The organism is Klebsiella sp. P1CD1 (genome assembly GCF_003790505.1).
GTDB classification, from domain to species: Bacteria; Pseudomonadota; Gammaproteobacteria; order Enterobacterales; family Enterobacteriaceae; genus Klebsiella; species Klebsiella variicola.
This window is the reverse complement of record NZ_CP033631.1, coordinates 5,081,901-5,096,396: the sequence shown is the minus strand read 5'-3', so window position 1 is coordinate 5,096,396 and position 14,496 is coordinate 5,081,901. Positions and strand designations below refer to the sequence as shown.

Annotated in this window: 13 protein-coding genes and 1 tRNA gene; 5 read left to right on the top strand and 9 right to left on the bottom strand. The window is 58.5% G+C overall.

Annotated elements, in window-relative coordinates; translation table 11 throughout:
- Window positions 1–22: 22 nt before the first annotated feature.
- Genes DTA24_RS25175 through iolE form a run of 3 tightly spaced genes read left to right on the top strand, consistent with a single transcriptional unit; the run spans window position 23 to window position 2,885 of the window.
- Entirely contained in the window at window positions 23–1,036 is a 1,014-nt protein-coding gene (locus DTA24_RS25175) for a Gfo/Idh/MocA family protein (RefSeq protein ID WP_004152192.1), read from the top strand.
- A 41-nt stretch (window positions 1,037–1,077) separates the two neighbouring features.
- Entirely contained in the window at window positions 1,078–1,962 is an 885-nt protein-coding gene (locus DTA24_RS25170) for a sugar phosphate isomerase/epimerase family protein (RefSeq protein WP_004152193.1), read from the top strand.
- 23 nt (window positions 1,963–1,985) lie between these two features.
- A complete protein-coding gene (iolE, locus tag DTA24_RS25165) occupies window positions 1,986–2,885 on the top strand; it encodes a myo-inosose-2 dehydratase (protein WP_048271432.1) in 900 nt (299 codons plus the stop codon).
- Window positions 2,886–3,155: 270 nt separating this feature from the next.
- Here the strand turns inward: iolE and DTA24_RS25160 are convergent, their stop codons facing one another.
- From DTA24_RS25160 to DTA24_RS25125, 8 genes are all read right to left on the bottom strand, one after another.
- A complete protein-coding gene (locus tag DTA24_RS25160; RefSeq protein ID WP_110196153.1) occupies window positions 3,156–4,466 on the bottom strand; it encodes an ABC transporter substrate-binding protein in 1,311 nt (436 codons plus the stop codon).
- Window positions 4,467–4,605: 139 nt separating this feature from the next.
- Entirely contained in the window at window positions 4,606–5,676 is a 1,071-nt protein-coding gene (locus DTA24_RS25155; protein WP_110196152.1) for an ABC transporter ATP-binding protein, read from the bottom strand.
- Window positions 5,677–5,681: 5 nt separating this feature from the next.
- The gene (locus DTA24_RS25150; protein ID WP_064141883.1) at window positions 5,682–6,506 is read right to left on the bottom strand and encodes a phosphodiesterase; all 825 of its coding nucleotides are present in this window, start codon (window positions 6,504–6,506) and stop codon (window positions 5,682–5,684) included.
- Window positions 6,507–6,516: 10 nt separating this feature from the next.
- The gene (locus DTA24_RS25145) at window positions 6,517–7,404 is read right to left on the bottom strand and encodes a carbohydrate ABC transporter permease (RefSeq protein ID WP_019724873.1); all 888 of its coding nucleotides are present in this window, start codon (window positions 7,402–7,404) and stop codon (window positions 6,517–6,519) included.
- On the bottom strand, window positions 7,394–8,278 hold the full coding sequence (locus DTA24_RS25140; protein ID WP_004146807.1) for a carbohydrate ABC transporter permease: 885 nt from the start codon (window positions 8,276–8,278) through the stop codon (window positions 7,394–7,396). Before DTA24_RS25140 ends, DTA24_RS25145 begins: the two co-directional genes overlap by 11 nt.
- A 130-nt stretch (window positions 8,279–8,408) precedes the next feature.
- The gene (gene ahr / locus DTA24_RS25135; protein ID WP_123837118.1) at window positions 8,409–9,428 is read right to left on the bottom strand and encodes an NADPH-dependent aldehyde reductase Ahr; all 1,020 of its coding nucleotides are present in this window, start codon (window positions 9,426–9,428) and stop codon (window positions 8,409–8,411) included.
- Between the two features lie 111 nt (window positions 9,429–9,539).
- Window positions 9,540–11,009, bottom strand: a complete 1,470-nt coding sequence (locus tag DTA24_RS25130) for a SulP family inorganic anion transporter (RefSeq protein ID WP_123837117.1) — start codon at window positions 11,007–11,009, stop codon at window positions 9,540–9,542.
- On the bottom strand, window positions 11,006–11,680 hold the full coding sequence (locus tag DTA24_RS25125) for a carbonic anhydrase (protein WP_123837116.1): 675 nt from the start codon (window positions 11,678–11,680) through the stop codon (window positions 11,006–11,008). The genes DTA24_RS25130 and DTA24_RS25125 overlap by 4 nt, the downstream gene beginning before the upstream one ends.
- Before the next feature lie 595 nt (window positions 11,681–12,275).
- Here DTA24_RS25125 and DTA24_RS25115 point away from each other — a divergent pair.
- Together DTA24_RS25115 and DTA24_RS25110 are read left to right on the top strand one after the other, a co-directional pair.
- Window positions 12,276–12,360: transfer RNA gene (locus DTA24_RS25115), tRNA-Leu, on the top strand.
- Window positions 12,361–12,524: 164 nt separating this feature from the next.
- Complete coding sequence (locus DTA24_RS25110) at window positions 12,525–13,781, top strand: tyrosine-type recombinase/integrase (RefSeq protein ID WP_123837115.1); 1,257 nt, start codon at window positions 12,525–12,527, stop codon at window positions 13,779–13,781.
- Window positions 13,782–13,813: 32 nt separating this feature from the next.
- On the opposite strand, the gene DTA24_RS25105 is transcribed toward DTA24_RS25110, so the two are convergent.
- Window positions 13,814–14,494 (bottom strand): hypothetical protein, encoded by a 681-nt coding sequence (locus tag DTA24_RS25105; RefSeq protein ID WP_123837114.1) that lies wholly within the window; start codon window positions 14,492–14,494, stop codon window positions 13,814–13,816.
- Window positions 14,495–14,496: the final 2 nt, after the last annotated feature.

The window sequence follows — 14,496 nt, the reverse complement described above, 5'->3', positions numbered from 1 at the left end:
CAGACTTACGGAGAAAACCATTATGTCGCTCAAATTAGGTGTCATCGGCGCTGGCGCTATCGGTAAAGAACACATCCGTCGCTGCACCCAGGTTCTGCAGGGCGCCACCGTTGTGGCGGTGTCTGATATCAATGCCGACAACGCCCGTGCGGCGGTCGCGCTGCCGGGCGTGCAGGCGGAAGTCTACGCCGACGGCCACGACGTGATTAACGCCAGCGATGTCGATGCCATCCTGGTCACCTCCTGGGACCCGACCCACGAAGAGTACACCCTGGCTGCCATCGCCGCTGGTAAGCCGGTGTTCTGCGAAAAACCGCTGGCGATGTCTGCGGAAGGCTGCCGTCGCATCGTTGATGCCGAAATGAAGGCCGGCCGTCGTCTGGTGCAGGTTGGCTTTATGCGCCCGTACGACGAAGGCTATCTGGCGCTGAAAAAAGTGATCGACGATGGCGATATCGGCGCGCCGCTGATGCTGCGCTGCGCCCACCGCAACCAGTCGGTCGGCGAGAACTACACCACCGATATGGCGATCACCAACACCCTGATCCACGAGCTGGACGTGCTGCGCTGGCTGCTGAACGATGACTACCGTTCCGTGCAGGTGCGCTTCCCGCGCTCCACCTCGCACACCCATGCGCGCCTGAAAGATCCGCAGATCGTCTCCTTTGAAACCAAAAAAGGCACCCTGATCGACGTCGAAGTGTTCGTGAACTGCCAGTACGGGTATGACATCCAGTGCGAAGTGGTCGGCGAAACCGGGATTGCCCGTCTGCCGGAGCCGTCTGCCGTCCAGATGCGCAAGTCCGCCAGCCTGTCGACCGCCATTCTGACCGACTGGAAAGACCGCTTTATCAAAGCCTACGACGTCGAGCTGCAGGCCTTTATCAACGACGTCAAAGCCGGCCAGCTGCACGGCCCGTCGGCCTGGGACGGCTACGCGGCGTCGGTGGCGGCGGACGCCTGCATTAAAGCGCAGGGAACCAGCGAGCCGGTTGAGGTGACGCTGCCTGAGTGCCCGGCATTCTACAAACGTTAAGAGCGTTTTGCTGACGGAACTTCTTTGCACAGGTAACGACGATGAAAATTGCCTTTGATGTGGATGTCATTAAGGACCTCGGGATCACCCGCATGGTCCATCAGGTAGCGGAGTGGGGCTACAAGTACATTGAACAGTCGCCGCACCCGCAGATTAACCCGTTCTACAAGCACCCGCGCGCCAGCCGGGAGATCATGGCGGAGTACAAGCAGGCGCTGCGCGATACCGGCCTTGAGCTGTCGTCGTTTATCTGCGTCTACCGCTGGTCTGGCCCGGACGAACTGCGCCGTCAGGCGGCGGTGAAAAACTGGAAACGGCTGGTGGAAATTGCGGTGGAGATGGGCGTTCAGGTGATCAACACCGAGTTCTCCGGCGATCCGAATCAGCCCGAAATCTGCGATGAAATGTTCTATCGCTCCATGGAAGAGCTGTTGCCGATTTTTGAGCGGGAAGGCATCCGCGTGGAGATCCAGGCGCATCCCTGGGATTTCTGCGAAGAGAACAATGAAACCGTCGATATTGTGAAATCGTTCCGCAGCGATAACGTGAAGTACGTCTACAGCGTGCCGCACACCTTTTTCTACGACAAAGGCGTCGGCGACGTGGCGAGCATGCTGCGCTATGCCGGGAGCGATCTCTCCCATGTCCTGATTGCGGATACCCGCAACCATACGAAACATTGCCGCTATATCGTTAACCCGCCGGGCGTGGATGCCGTGGTGCACCAGCACGTAGGCGTCGGAGAAGGGGACGTGGATTTCGACGCGCTATTCCGCACCCTGCGCGAAATGAAATTCGCCGAGCAGACCTTCAAGGTCGGTGGGGAGCCGATTGTCGCCACCTCGCTGTTTGGCTACCCGGAAAAAATGAAATACCAGGCAGTGGAAACCCGTGAACTTATTGAACGTGAATTGCTGCGCCGCTAAGGCGCAGCGGCAGGAGCCCTACTATGAACAAAGATAACGTCAAACTGGCTATCGCCCCGATCGGCTGGACTAACGATGATATGCCGGAGCTCGGCAGCGAAAACACCTTCCAGCAGATCGTCAGCGAAATGGCGCTGGCTGGCTTTACCGGCAGCGAAGTCGGCAGCAAATATCCGCGCGACCCGGCGGTCCTCAAGCCGATGCTGGACATCCGCGGCATTCAGATCTGCAACGCCTGGTTCAGCACCTTTTTCGCCAACGGCCAGCGGGAAAAAACCATTGATGAATTCGTCAATCACATGAACTTCCTTCATGCGATGGGGGCGAAAGTGATTGGCTGCTCCGAGCAGAGCGGCAGCATCCAGGGGCTGGATAAACCGATCCTCGGCGATGCGAAGCCGTGCTTCAGCGAAGAGGAGTGGCAGCGGGTAGCGGAAGGCTATAACACCCTCGGTCGCCTGGCGGCGGAGAAGGGGATGCAGGTCTGTCTGCACCACCACATGGGCACCGGCATTCAGACCACCGCGGAAATCGACAAGTTTATGTCGCTGGTGGACGAGCGCGTCTTCCTGCTGTTCGATACCGGCCACGCCTGGTATTCCGAAGGCGGCGAAGCGCCGATGCTGGCGATCCTCAAAAAGTATCTGCCGCGCATCAACCACGTCCACCTGAAAGACGTCCGCCCGCCGGTGATCGACCAGGTGCGCCGCGACGGCCTGTCGTTCCTCGACGGCGTGAAAAAAGGCACCTTCACCGTCCCGGGCGACGGGGTGATCGATTTCCGTCCGGTGTTCAAGCTGCTGGACGACGCTGGCTATAAAGGCTGGATGGTGGTGGAAGCCGAGCAGGATCCTGCCCTGGCCAATCCTTTCGAATACGCCGTCAAAGCGCGCAAATATATCCGCGAAACGGCAGGGATCTAATCGTTGTGACATTTTCAGGCCATACCGGGTATGGCCTGCTTTTTTTCCTTTCACAACCGGACTCAGGGCTTAACCACGGCGCCGGACAGTTCCCTCTCCCGGGCCCAGGGCTCAACCACGGCGCCGGACAGTTCCCTCTCCCGGATTCAGGGCTTAACCACGGCGCCGTACCGTCCCCTCTCCCGGACTCAGGGCTTAACCACAGCGCCGTACCGTCCCCTCTCCCTCAGGGAGAGGGCCAGGGTGAGGGTGACGATGACGGGTAAAGCGTCACTTCACTTCCGCCAGCGCGGTCTTATCCACATAAGGTTTCATCAGCGCGTCGGCTTCCTTCTGCGCCGCCTGAACAGCCGCTTCCGGCGTCACTTTGGCATCATTGACTACCGCCGCCAGCTGGTTCTCCATCGCCTTACGCACCGCCACGGTCTCCCAGGTGGAGTACCACGGATGGGCGTACTTAAGCTGCTCAAGCGCGATCGCCGCCCGCGGATCCTGCTGCAGATAGGCCTTCATCTCCGGCGTATCATATGACGCCTTGCGCGGCGAGAAGTAGCCGGTGAAGCGGCTCCACGCGCCGTTCACGTCGGGGCTCACCAGATAGGTCAGGAACTGATACGCCGCTTTCTTCTGCGCCTCGTTGATGCCTTTAAAGCTCACCAGGCTGGCGCCGCCGATCGGCACCGCGCGCTGCTCTTTGGCCGGCAGCATCGCCACCCCAAGCTCAAAGTCTTTGCTGTTCTCGCGCATAAAGCCCAGCGCGCCAGTGCTGAGCATCGCCATCCCGAGCTTACTGGAGAAGAACGCGGCGCTGATCTGCTTCGAGTTCAGCACCCCGGACGGCATCACCTTGTCCTTGTAAATCAGATCCTGCCAGAAGCGCAGGGCGCCGATGGCGGTCGGCGAGTTGTAATAGACCTCGCCCGGATAGTCTTCGTTAAAATATTTCCCGCCGTTGGCGCGTACCAGCGCCGAGAAGATCCAGCCGCCGTAGTCGTCGTTGGTCGACGGCAGCATGATCCCCCACTGGCCTTTGCTCTCGTCGGTCAGCTTTTTGGCATCAGCCAGCAGCTCGGCCCAGGTCTGCGGCGGCTGTTTGATCCCGGCCTGATCGAACATCGTCTTGTTGTAGTAGAGGATCGGCGTCGAGTTATGGAACGGGATCGCATAGGTGGTGCCCATCACCTGGGCGTTCTTATGCATCGCGGGCCAGAATTCCTTTTGCAGAAAATCGCCAGCCTTTTGGTCGCCATATTTAAACAGCTCGTCCATCGGCAGGATCTCATCCTTCAGCGCCAGATCGGTGGTGAAGTTGGCGGACATGATCACCAGCGCCGGCGGCTGGCCGGCCTTCTGCGCCGATTCGGCTTTGATCTTGGTGGTGTCGTAGTTGCCGGTGAAGATCCCGCGCACTTCGACATCCTGCTGCGAGTCGTTGAATTGCTTAATGACGCGGGTCATCTCCATGGTCAGCTTGCCGTCCACCGGCGCCGGGAACATGAAGTCTATTTTCTCTTTTGCCAGCGCCGCGCCGCTCAGGGCAAGACTGAGGCCAACCGCGACTACCGTAAGAGGTTTAAACATGATCTGTCTCCATCAGTAAGCACCTGTCCACAGGCTATTTTATTTGCCAGTTTGGCCCTGAGCAGTGCTCAGAATCCTCACGTACTACGTGTACGCTCCGGTTCTTCCGCGCTGTCCGCGTCCAAACTGACTGCAACAATTACGCCTGATGTACCGGCGCTAAATTATGCTGGGTCTCAGCATGAAAAAGATGCACATCGGCAGGCGAGAAGCCGACCAGTAGCGACTCGCCTTTCTCCGGCACCGTGCCGCGGTGGCGGCGGCTAAAGCGCAGGGTGCCGATCGGGGTGCTGACGTGGAGCAGGTAGTCGGCCCCCATCAGTTCTCGTTGCAGAACGGTGGCCGGCAGGCGCAGATGGCCCTCCTCCACGCGGTCGGTAATATGTTCCGGGCGAATGCCCAGCCAGACGCGGGTCTGATCCCGGTGGCGCGGCGGCAGCGGATGGCGCTGTTCTCCCAACAGTACGTCACCATTGGCGCAGGGCAGCGACAGGAGGTTCATCGCTGGCGAACCGATAAACCCGGCGACGAACAGGTTGGCCGGGTTGGCATACAGATACTCCGGGCGCCCGACCTGCTGTACGTGGCCGCCGTTCATCACCACGATGCGGTCGGCCATCGACATCGCCTCGGTCTGGTCGTGGGTCACATAGATGGTGCTGGTTTTCAGCTGCTGATGGAGGGCCATAATGCTGTCACGCACTTCGCTGCGCAGGCGGGCGTCGAGGTTGGAGAGCGGCTCGTCCATCAGGAACAGCCGCGGATTGCGCACAATCGCCCTGGCCATCGCCACCCGCTGGCGCTGGCCGCCGGAGAGTTTCGCCGGTTTGCGATCGAGCAGCGCCTCCAGCTGCAGCATCTGCGCCACTTTATCCACCCGTGGCTGCCAGCTGCTTTTCTCTTCCTTGCGCACCTTCATGCCGAAGGTGATGTTGCCGCGCACCGACAGATGGGGGAACAGGGCATAGTTCTGGAAGATCATCGCGAAGTTGCGCTCGCGCGGCGTGGTGGCGGTGATGTTCTCATCATGCAGCCAGATTTGGCCTTCGCTGACCGGCTCCAGCCCGGCGAGCAGGCGCAGCAGGGTGCTTTTCCCGCAGCCCGACGGGCCGACCAGCACCACGAATTCGCCTTCGTGAATATCCAGCGACAGGGCGCTGAGCGCCGGTTTGCCGTCGAAACGTTTACTGATGTTTTGCAGACTGAGCATGGCGGTTAGCGCTCTTCCGTTGGGCAACTGATGTTTTCGTCGTACAGCCAGGGGCCGGCGTAGTGGGCCAGCGAGTGCTGGTAGCTCACCCACTGATCGCCGACCTGACGGTGCATCAGGCACGAGGCCGGGGAGAGGTCGTAATAGGGCCGGGTGTCTTCGTGGCAGTACGGCACCTGATGGACGGTGCCAGGGATAGTGGAGATCAGCGCCTGGCGATACTGGGTCATGGTCAGGCTGTGGTTGTGGCCGCAGAAGATGCGCGTCAGCGACGGGAAACGCTCCACCAGCGCCAGCAGACGGTGGCCGTTTTCGCAGGCGATCGGGTCCATCTGCGCATTGCCCAGCGGCAGCGGCGGGTGGTGCATAAACACCGTTGCCGGTTTGTCGCCGCCCTCGAACAGCTGGGCTTCCAGCCAGCCGATGGTCTCGTCGGTCAGCCAGCCTTTTGACGTGCCGGCATGACTGGAGTCGATAAACAGCAGGCGGGTGGCGAAGTCATCCACCGCATAGCGCATATTTTGCGGATCGTTGCCCAGCTGCGGGCACAGCGGGTGAAGATGCTCCAGAAAATGGGCTTTGTCGTCGTGGTTGCCGGGGATCAGATACAGCGGATAGTTCAGGCTGCCGAGGATCTGGCGGGCCACCTGATACTCCTCCGGGCGGCCGCAGTTGACGATATCCCCGCTCACCACCACCGCGTCCGGGCGCTCGCGCAGCGCGTTAAGCTGGGAGACCACGTCGGCGTTGGCGGCATTGACGTCGATAAAGCCGTACAGCTTCTCGCCGCGGCTGCGGAAATGGGTATCGGAAATGTGCGCTAACAGCATGAATCACTCCTTATTTGATCCCGGAGAAGCCGAAGCTCCGCAGGAACTGTTTCTGAAAAAGGATGAACGCCAGCATCAGCGGCAGGCAGACCATCAGCGTCCCGGCGCCGATGGTGCCCCACTGGCCGCCGGATTCGGCGCCCATGGCGAAGGAGACCAGCCCGACGGTCAGCACCTGCTTATCGGGATCGTTGAGCATCATCAGCGGCCACAGGTACTCGTTCCAGTGGTAGGTAATGCTGACGGTGGCGAAGGCCAGCACCGACGGCCAGGACATTGGCAGCAGCACGCGGAACAGCACCTGCCACCAGCGGCAGCCCTCCATCAGCGCCGCCTCCTCCAGCTCTTTCGGGATGGCGAGGAACGCCTGACGCATCAGGAACACGCCGAACGCCGAGGTGAAGTAGGGCATCATCACCCCGGTGAGGGTGTTGAGCAGGCCGAAGGTTTTCAGGGTCAGCATGTTCGGCACCATCATCACCACCGGCATGATCATCAGCTGCACCAGGAACAGGAGAAACAGCGTCTGCTTGCCGCGAAACTCGTGGCAGGCGAAGACGTAGCCGGCGGTGGTGATGGTCAACAGCTGCACGAAGAAGGTGCCGAAGGTGAAGATAAGGGTGTTGGCATACAGGCTCAGCCAGTCGGCGCTGTTCCAGGCGTCGCGGAAGTTATCGAGGGTCAGCGGCAGGCGGGGCAGCAGCGACGCCATATCGTCGCCGAAGGTGGTAGCGCTGAACGAGGTCGCCAGCATCCAGATAAACGGGCTCACCCATAGCAGCGCCAGGCAGCACATTAATACTGTGAGCGTAAAGGGCGACGAGCGGCGCAGGCGCAGCCACAGCGGACGGGCAGCGGCGGGCGTGCGGACCAGCAGCGGCGAGATGTCAGCGCTCATAGTGGGCTCCTTTCTCCAGCAGTTTCAGGTTAATCAGCGAGAAGGCGAACAGCCCGGCCAGGGTCAGGAAGGTGGCGGCGGAGGCTTTGCCGAGGTCGTGGGTATCCCAGGCGAGATTCTGGATGTAATAGAGCAGCACGGTGGTGGCGTTGTCCGGCCCGCCGCGAGTCATCACCGCCACATGGTCAATCTGGGTGATGGAGTAGATCAGCGCGGTGGTGATCACAAAGCTCAGCGTCGGGCGCAGCAGCGGTAGCGTGACCTTAAAAAAGACCTGCGTGCGGGTAGCCCCCTCCATCAGCGCCGCTTCCCGCGTCGAGGCCGGAATGCTCTGCAGCCCGGCGAGGAAAAACAGCATGTAGTAGCCGGCGAACTTCCACACGCCGATCAGCGCCAGGGCCAGCAGCGCGCTGTTGCTGCGCCCCAGCCAGTTGTTGTTCATCGGCCCGAACAGCTTCGCCAGATAGTGGTCGAGCAGGCCGAGGCCGGGCATAAAGATAAACAGCCACAGCGCGGCGGCGCTGACCATCGGGATAATCATCGGGAAGAAAAAGGCGGTGCGCAGCCAGCGGTTGACGCGATGGTTCTCGCTCAGGGCGACCGCCAGCAGCAGGGCGAGGGTCACCCCGGGCACTACCGTCAGCAGGATATAGAGCAGGTTATTGCCCAGCGACTGCCAGAAGACGTTATCGGCAAACAGGCGGGCGAAGTTATCCAGCCCGACGTACTGCGCGCCGTCGCTGGCCATGCGGGTATCAAACAGGCTGTCATACACCGAACGCCCCAGTGGGAACCAGGTAAACAGCAGTAAAAACAGCAGGGAAGGCGACAGGATCAGCCAGGGAAGCCAGGTCTTTCTCATGGTGACGCGCATCTCGTTCAGCCATTTATCGAAGCCCGGATTGTGGGAAGCAATGACTACAGAGGCATGGCGGGGAGATGACGGTTTGATTAAGCGACGGGGAAAACGCCGGGCGAGCGGGCCGCCCGGCGGGAGAGAACCATCAGAAGTCGGCTTTCAGCACCGCGCGGTAGCGGGCTTTGCCTTCGCGAACGTGCTTCAGCGCTTCGTTAATCTGCGACATCGGGAACAGCTCGGTGGTCGGAGCCACTTTGCTGCGCCCGGCGAACTTCATCAGCGTGCGCAATTCGGACGGATTACCGGTCGCCGAGCCGGAGATGCTGCGGTCGCCGCCGATAAGGGTAAAGGCCGGCACCGGGAACGGCTTCATCACCGCGCCGACGGTATGGAAGTTGCCGCCGTAAGCCAGGGCTTCGAAGTACGGCTGCCAGTCGAGATCCACCGCCACGGTGTTGATGATCAAGTCAAACTGACTGGCCAGCGCTTTTAAGGCTTCAGGATCGCGGCTGTTCACCACGCGATCGGCGCCCATCGCCAGCACTTCCTGCTCTTTGGCCGGGTTGGAGCTGAAGGCGGTCACTTCCGCGCCCATCGCCCGCAGCAGCTTAATGGCGATATGGCCGAGGCCGCCGATGCCGATCACCCCGACGCGGCTGGTGGCGGTGACGTGGTGGGTCAGCAGCGGTTTAAAGACGGTGATGCCGCCGCACAGCATCGGGCCGGCGGACGCCAGATCGATGCTCTCCGGCAGGGGGATCACCCACTGCCAGTCAGCGCGCAACTTATTGGCGAAGCCGCCGCGGTTGAGAATGGTCGGCACCGAGCCTTCCAGACAGTTGATCTGGTTGCCGCTGATGCAGGCGTCGCAATGGCCGCAGCTGCGCGCCGTCCAGCCGATGCCGACCTTCTGGCCAATCTTCAGCCCTTTATCCTGCGCCGCGCTGCCCAGCGCCGCCACCCGGCCAATCACCTCGTGACCGGCCACCAGCGGGTAGCTCGACATCCCCCATTCGTTGTCGATCATCGACAGGTCCGAATGGCAGATCCCGCAGTATTCCACTTCAACTTCGACATCTTCCGGCTGCAGCTCGCCGGCATCGTATTCCCACAGCGACAGATCGGCGCCCGCTTCTTTGGCGGCGTAGCTTTTAATGATGCTCATGTTCATTTCCTTGGGGTTGGCGTGATAACCCAGAAAGTGTAGAGCATGGTATTCCCCGGCGCTTGGCAATCGGAGGGGTCGCGAAACGGGCGGACCAGCCGCCCGTTAAGGTCAGCGGCTGGCGAGCGGCCACTGATTAAGGCGGATGCCGCGCTGCGGGGCGTTCTCGGCAAAATCATCCAGCACCGCCTGCACGTCCGGGTCGAGATAGCCGACGCTGTCGTGCTCGACGATCACCACGCTCTTTTCCGGAATCTTCGCCAGCAGGGCCAGCAGATGCGGATTGTGCATAAAGGTCAGATTCTGCTGGATGCGCAGCACGTAGTGGTCATCGTAGCGCGCCAGCTGCAGCGAGTGGCGATGGCTGCGCCAGAGGCTGAATGCCATCTGGGTGGCAAGACCAATCCCGATCCCCGCCAGCATGCCGAAGGAGATAATCCCGCCGATGGTGGCGAGGAACGGGACGTACTGCGCCGCCCCCTGGCGGAACTGCTCGATGAACAGCCGCGGCGGCGCCAGCTTATAGCCGGTATACAGCAGCACGGCGGCGAGGCTGGCGAGCGGGATTAAGGTCAGCAGGCCGCTAAACCACAGGCCGCAGATCAGCAGCAGTACGCCGTGGATAAAGATCGACAGCTTGCTCTGCGCGCCATTGCTGACGTTCACCGAGCTGCGGACGATCACCGCGGTGATCGGCATCGCCCCCAGCACGCCGGAGAGCAGATTGCCGACGCCCTGGGCGACCATTTCGCGGTTCGGCGAAGGGGGCGGATTTTGCGGGCGCAGCTTTTTCAGCGCCTCCTGGCTGAGCAGGGTTTCGAGGCTGGCGACCAGCGCCAGGGTCACCGCCACCACCCACACCGACGGATTACGCCAGGCGCTCCATGCGGGGGACTCCAGCTCGCCCAGCAGATCGCCGAGGCTGCCGAACGCCGGCAGGGTAATACGCGGCAGGGCGGCCAGCTGCTGCGGCGCAAAATGGGTCAGCAGCAGGGTGGTCACGCAGCCGAGCAGGACGGCGATCAGCGGCCCGGGGATCCAGCGCAGGCTCTTCACCCGGCGGATAAGCGGCGAGCCCCACAGCCAGAGCACGAGCAGGCCGCCCGCGGCGACGGTAATCGCAGTGACGGAGAAAGCGGCGTTGCCCTGAACCACTTCGGCAAGTCCGGTCTCTTCCGCCGTGCCAAGCGCGACGGGGATCTGCTGCATAATCAGCAGGATGCCGATCGCCGCCAGCATGCCTTTGATGACGCTGGCGGGAACCAGCGAGATAAAGCGCCCGGCCCGCAGAATGCCGAACAGCAGCTGTAGCACGCCGGCCAGCACCAGCGCCATCAGGAAGACGGAGAAGGAACCCAGGGATTCAATGGCGGCGACGACGATGGTGACCAGTCCGGCGGCGGGGCCGCTGACGGCGAAGCGGGAGGGGCTGAGGGCGGTGACGACCAGGCCGCCGATGATGCCGGTCAGCAGGCCGACGAAGGGCGGTAAGCCGCTGGCCTGGGCGATGCCGAGGCACAGCGGCAGGGCGACAAGGAAGACGACGATGCCGGCGAGAGAGTCCTGACGAAACGTATTCATGGGGCGTGCTCCTGCGGTGAGAGGTGTTCAACGAGGGTGGTTAAATGGCCTGAAGCCAGATCGTAGACGCAGCCGTGCAGGCTGAGCGGTCGCCCGCTGGCGAGCACCGTCTGCACCGGTTCACTCTCCAGCAGACGGGCGAACTGGGCGCGAACGTTGGCTTCCACCAGGGCATCCAGCGCATGGCAAGAGGGCTCCGCGTCGGTGCTGGCGCTGGCGCCGGGGGAGGCCGCAACACCACACCCATCGGCGATCTGCGCAATTTCGTGATGCAGGGTGTGGCGCAGCTGGCCGATGCGACGAGCCAGCGTCGAGGACTCCTGCGCCAGCGGCAGGGTGGGCAGGGAGAGCGCCGCCTGCACGCCGCCGCAGCCGTAGTGGCCGCAGAGCACCACCCGCTCCACCTCAAGGTAGTGGAGGGCATACTGCAGGACGCTCATGACGTTGTCGTCGGCGGGATCGAGCATGTTGGCGATATTGCGGTGGACAAAGAGCTCGCCGGGCTGGCTGCCGGTGAGCACCTCGGCGGGAACGCGGCTGTCGGAGCAGCCGATCCACAGCGAGTGGGGCCGCTGCCCGTCGACCCATTTTTCGAAATAGTCCGGGTCATGCTGACACTTCTGCAGCGCCCAGCTGCGGTTGCGGGCCAGCAAAGGTTTTAACGTCGTCACAAGTATTCTCCTGAGTTAATTCATCGAGTGAATATGTCCATCAAGACTCGTACAGCGACTAGTAAAAATAGTGTTTACCGGAACCCTTCACGCCTGAGGAAAATCCTGGAATAAACGGCAAAAAGAAAACTTTTCATTAATGTAAAGTTATAAAAATATTGATTAAATTAATATTTGGCTGCGGAGCGAGTGAATAACAAAAAGGTATTGGCTAAAACTTTCTGGAATATATGGGAATGATAGTGGGTGGGGTTGGGGGAGTATTGGGGGAGGGGATATTGGGGATTTGTTTGGGGAGAGATGGGCTGTGCTGGGGATGCGGGTGAGAGTAATGTGAGAACAATTTGAGATGATTTTGAGTGGGGTTTGGGTGTTATTGAGGGGGAAAGAGGTAATGGTTGGCGTGTGGAGTTGGGGTCGCGGGGTTGTGAGAGGAGGGTTGCTGGTGGCAGTTGCGCCCCGGAACGGTGGTAAAAGCTGACGCCGCGCAGGATAGCGCTGTTTTTTTCAACACTTAGCGCAATGACGACACGCTGTCGCTTGCATGACCGCCGCCGACAGGTATAATCCAGAACGTTTCCGCATCCCCTTCAGTGCCGAAGTGGCGAAATCGGTAGACGCAGTTGATTCAAAATCAACCGTAGAAATACGTGCCGGTTCGAGTCCGGCCTTCGGCACCATTAGTACTTCCAAGACCATCCGAGAAAGTCCAATTTTACCTTAAAAATCAATGCTTGCAGCGATTTTTACGTCCTGAGTCGTCCGAGGTTGTCCGTTGAAATCCGGATGTCATTGGGGGCATAATTGGGGGCATCTTAACTTCGATTAGAAATGTGCCCCCAAAATGAAGCTCAACGCCAGGCTGGTAGAGACCGCAAAGCCCAAAGACAAAACCTACAAAATGGCCGATGGCGGCGGTTTGTATCTCGAAGTTTCGGCTAAGGGGTCTAAATACTGGCGCATGAAATACAGACGCCCCTCTGACAAAAAAGAGGATCGCCTTGCTTTTGGTGTTTGGCCTACTGTGACGCTTGCTCAGGCAAGAGCCAAGCGCGACGAAGCTAAAAAGCTGTTAGTACAGGGCATTGACCCAAAAGCCGAACAGAAAGAAGCTCAGGCCGAGAATTCGGGTGCATATACTTTCGAAACCATTGCTCGCGAATGGCATGCCAGTAACAAGCGCTGGAGTGAAGACCATCGATCGCGCGTTCTTCGCTATCTTGAGCTTTATATCTTCCCTCATATCGGTTCGTCCGACATTCGCCAGCTCAAAACCAGCCACCTGTTAGCCCCGATTAAAAAAGTTGATGCTAGTGGCAAACATGACGTCGCACAGCGTCTTCAGCAGCGTGTGACGGCCATTATGCGTTATGCCGTACAGAACGATTACATCGACTCTAACCCGGCCAGTGATATGGCTGGTGCTTTATCAACAACCAAAGCACGACACTATCCTGCTTTACCCTCTAGCCGGTTCCCTGAGTTTCTTGCACGCCTTGCGGCATACCGTGGCCGCATGATGACACGGATCGCGGTCGAGCTTTCCTTGCTAACTTTTGTGCGTTCAAGTGAGTTGCGCTTTGCGCGTTGGGATGAGTTCGACTTCGATAAATCTCTATGGCGAGTACCTGCAAAACGAGAAGAAATTAAAGGTGTGCGTTACTCGTATCGTGGCATGAAGATGAAAGAGGAGCATATTGTTCCTCTCAGTCGACAGGCGATGATTTTGTTAGAGCAGCTTAAGCAGATTAGTGGTGATAAAGAGCTTCTTTTCCCAGGAGATCATGACGCAACTAAGGTCATGAGTGAAAATACGGTAAACAGTGCGTTGCGTGCCATGGGATATGACACGAAAACTGAGGTTTGCGGGCATGGATTCAGGACGATGGCGCGTGGTGCGCTTGGGGAATCAGGGTTGTGGAGCGATGATGCTATTGAGCGCCAGTTGAGTCACTCAGAGCGCAATAATGTGCGTGCAGCTTATATTCATACGTCTGAGCATTTAGATGAACGGCGTCTCATGGTGCAATGGTGGGCTGATTTTCTTGATGCCAATGGAGAGAATGTTATTTCACCATTTGAATTTGGGAAAAAATATTAAGGAAGGCAGTAAAATAATTACTGCCTAAATTCTTAAACATAAATAATGCTTATTAGCTCGTTGAAATTAAAATCTTCATTATTAATGGAGATAAGCCCGGATTTTGACATCTCAAAAGATATCTTTTGTTCATCATAATACATCTGACCCTTGATTTTATCTATTGTATACTTAGAGCCGTTTGCATAAGTCTCTACTTCTTTAACTGCATTTCCTTTTGATATTATATCAATGCAGGCTGTAGAAGTATCGTTAAGCTTTAAACCACTGGCTTTAAGTTTATTTATGTGAAGTAGTTGTATACGCTCATTCGATAGTAATTTATGAATGATCTCATTCAAGTTAAGAACAACCATACTGAAAGTGACTTCATACTCAAAATAAGAACTAAGTCGCTCGATGAATTTTTTTATAGATTTAGGCGGGTTGCAGATGGAGAGTAGATATATTCCTTTATCTAAAGTTGTAATGCTGAACTCGAAGACATTATAACTTACAAATGTCTGCTCATATCTTTCGCCAAGTGGATCGATATAATCTTGATGAATTTTTTCCATCTCTACATATGTAGATTTAATTTCATTGGATTGAGAGTTAACATCTAGGAATCCATACTCGGAGCCCACTGAAAACCCCTTTTTATGAAAAAGAACAGAAAAATCATCCAGACTTTTTCGGGTCTTAATCCTTATTAATTTAACACGTCGAGTCATTG

Excerpts from the sequence above, each read along its gene's own strand:
- DTA24_RS25175 (WP_004152192.1), top strand. The coding sequence starts at position 23 with ATGTCGCTCAAATTAGGTGTCATCGGCGCTGGCGCTATCGGTAAAGAA.
- DTA24_RS25170 (WP_004152193.1), top strand. The coding sequence starts at position 1,078 with ATGAAAATTGCCTTTGATGTGGATGTCATTAAGGACCTCGGGATCACC.
- iolE (WP_048271432.1), top strand. The coding sequence starts at position 1,986 with ATGAACAAAGATAACGTCAAACTGGCTATCGCCCCGATCGGCTGGACT.
- DTA24_RS25160 (WP_110196153.1), bottom strand. The coding sequence starts at position 4,466 with ATGTTTAAACCTCTTACGGTAGTCGCGGTTGGCCTCAGTCTTGCCCTG.
- DTA24_RS25155 (WP_110196152.1), bottom strand. The coding sequence starts at position 5,676 with ATGCTCAGTCTGCAAAACATCAGTAAACGTTTCGACGGCAAACCGGCG.
- DTA24_RS25150 (WP_064141883.1), bottom strand. The coding sequence starts at position 6,506 with ATGCTGTTAGCGCACATTTCCGATACCCATTTCCGCAGCCGCGGCGAG.
- DTA24_RS25145 (WP_019724873.1), bottom strand. The coding sequence starts at position 7,404 with ATGAGCGCTGACATCTCGCCGCTGCTGGTCCGCACGCCCGCCGCTGCC.
- DTA24_RS25140 (WP_004146807.1), bottom strand. The coding sequence starts at position 8,278 with ATGCGCGTCACCATGAGAAAGACCTGGCTTCCCTGGCTGATCCTGTCG.
- ahr (WP_123837118.1), bottom strand. The coding sequence starts at position 9,428 with ATGAGCATCATTAAAAGCTACGCCGCCAAAGAAGCGGGCGCCGATCTG.
- DTA24_RS25130 (WP_123837117.1), bottom strand. The coding sequence starts at position 11,009 with ATGAATACGTTTCGTCAGGACTCTCTCGCCGGCATCGTCGTCTTCCTT.
- DTA24_RS25110 (WP_123837115.1), top strand. The coding sequence starts at position 12,525 with ATGAAGCTCAACGCCAGGCTGGTAGAGACCGCAAAGCCCAAAGACAAA.
- DTA24_RS25105 (WP_123837114.1), bottom strand. The coding sequence starts at position 14,494 with ATGACTCGACGTGTTAAATTAATAAGGATTAAGACCCGAAAAAGTCTG.